This window comes from Chitinivorax tropicus (genome assembly GCF_014202905.1).
Classification (GTDB): Bacteria; Pseudomonadota; Gammaproteobacteria; order Burkholderiales; family SCOH01; genus Chitinivorax; species Chitinivorax tropicus.
This window is the reverse complement of the sequence record NZ_JACHHY010000074.1, coordinates 1-1,904: the sequence shown is the minus strand read 5'-3', so window position 1 is coordinate 1,904 and position 1,904 is coordinate 1. Positions and strand designations below refer to the sequence as shown.

The following is a 1,904-nucleotide window of genomic DNA, read 5'->3' as shown; positions in this document are numbered from 1 at the left end:
CGACTGGCGTTCTGGGACGAAGTGAGCAGCATCGCAGGCTTCCCGACGGGGCCGAAGGCATTCCATCTGCATCCGGGGGGATTGGTGGGGAATTTCATCGGTGGGGGGGGCGATTGTGAGTGTGCTCAGGAGATTAGTGAGGCCCAGTTACAGCAAATTGCTCCTTTGGTTTCTAAGTCAGTTATATTGCATTATTTGCCACATGTTAATAATTCGTTTGTTGAATATAAAGTTATAAATTGCCTTGATAAGGCACATTTCCTTGCGCAAATGCTCCATGAGAGCGGTGGGTTTCAGTTTGTGTTAGAGCTGGGCGAAAGCTTCTCATATGACCCTTGGCGTGGGCGCGGATTAATACAGCTTTCTCTGGAGGATAATTATGTGGCCTATCAAAATTATAGCGGGGTAGATGTTACATCTAGTTTGTCTGCGATGAGAAAGCTGGAAATGGTTCCGCACAGTGTTCTTTCTGCTATGTGGTATTGGGTTTTTTCAAGAAAACTTCAGGAGGCGGCAATATGTGACGACTTTATATGGATTACTTATCGTGTAAATGGTGGTTTTAATCACTATGATGATCGATTGAAGTATTTGAATAGGGCGCTTGATGCTTTGCGTGCCATGGATTGTGCGAAGAATAATATGAAAGGGAGTTATCTTTTTAAAAATAGCAGAGCTTTTCATGATAAAAAAGCTTCGTTAGCATGGGGCGTCTGGAATGATCCAATGTTTACTTCTGGCTCTAAGAAATTTCCTGGTAAGGAACGTAATGCGATCGATTCTTTGCAAGGGTACCAGAGATTTATTGAGCTGTTAGGTAAGGAAAAGTCAAAAAAAGGCTGGTACCGATTCGAGGACCCCAAGCAGCATGCCTTAGATAGAATTGTTGAATTGAAAAATAGGAAGAGCGATGATTAGAAAATTTTCTTTTTTAATAATTTTAAATTTTACTTTTTTTGGATCATGTCATTCAAGGGTTCTTGAAAAGCATCATTTGTTGAGAGATGGGTCACTTAGAGTGGTTGTTAATTCAAATAAAGGGTCCTTGATGGCTGATTTCCCTCCACCACTTGAATGCAGTATGATGGGTGCTTATGAGTTGAGAGGTTCAGCTGAAATAGTGGTGGATGGAAGTTGTCGTTCTAGAGGTGGGCAAGCTGATTTGCTTTTGCTTAAATATAATGATAATTCATTGTGTATCTCAAGACATATTACTGGGGAGTTAGGAGATCCTGTGGAAAACCCACTTCCATCATATGAGGTTTATAGATTTTCAAAATGCATACCATATAAAAAAGGAATCGATAATTATTCTGATGGAAATATAGTTGGAAAAGATTTCTATGTGAGATGGGCTAATGAGTTTATTTTAAGATTGGAAAGAAAGGAAACTGGAGAGGTTGCTGCATCTGAGTTTTCAGAATTTGATGCTGCGGAAATGGCTGGGCAATATAAATATATTAATGTTGAAAAATTAAACAATATTGGATTTTATCTGCAAAAATTTGGTAATAATGTGCCGGCTGCAATTATTTTATCGAAGATTGTTGATAAATTCCCTGGTAGGGTTGTTGCAAAATTGAATTACGCTGATGCTCTTTGGGATGGTGGCTATAAGAAATTCGCAAAAATTCAGTATGATGATTACATTTCTGGAATGATGGACGTTGGGCGGGCTGGTAAGATACCACCTTATGTTTTCGAGCGGGTTAAATAGATTTTAGTCTGGGCACCTACCAGCACCATCAACACATCCACCCCCTGCCCAACACCCAGCCCCGCCCCCTGCTGCACCTGGAATGCTTCGCCGGCGACGACCTGCCCGCCTTCCTCAACCGCAGCCGCGACCGGGCCCAACAACTGGACGCCAAGCAACACGACCGGCTACTGATCGAAGCCGGCGT

Annotated in this window: 3 protein-coding genes; 2 read left to right on the top strand and 1 reads right to left on the bottom strand. The window is 42.1% G+C overall.

All coding sequences use genetic code 11. The features are described 5' to 3' along the window. Both HNQ59_RS19310 and HNQ59_RS19305 read left to right on the top strand, forming a co-directional pair. Window positions 1-918 (top strand): glycoside hydrolase family 19 protein (locus HNQ59_RS19310; protein ID WP_425491413.1); only part of this gene is annotated, 918 nt, incomplete at its 5' end. Beyond that, window positions 911-1,717, top strand: coding sequence for a hypothetical protein (locus HNQ59_RS19305; RefSeq protein WP_184042018.1), 807 nt, complete (start codon window positions 911-913; stop codon window positions 1,715-1,717). The genes HNQ59_RS19310 and HNQ59_RS19305, both read left to right, overlap by 8 nt. On the opposite strand, the gene HNQ59_RS19300 is transcribed toward HNQ59_RS19305, so the two are convergent. Further along, window positions 1,693-1,878: a hypothetical protein gene (locus HNQ59_RS19300; RefSeq protein WP_184042017.1), complete on the bottom strand. Its 186-nt coding sequence runs from the start codon at window positions 1,876-1,878 to the stop codon at window positions 1,693-1,695. The two genes, HNQ59_RS19305 and HNQ59_RS19300, sit on opposite strands and share 25 nt — an antisense overlap. Window positions 1,879-1,904 lie beyond the last annotated feature (26 nt).

Coding starts and splice junctions, on each gene's coding strand:
- HNQ59_RS19305 (WP_184042018.1), top strand. CDS start 911: ATGATTAGAAAATTTTCTTTTTTAATAATTTTAAATTTTACTTTTTTT.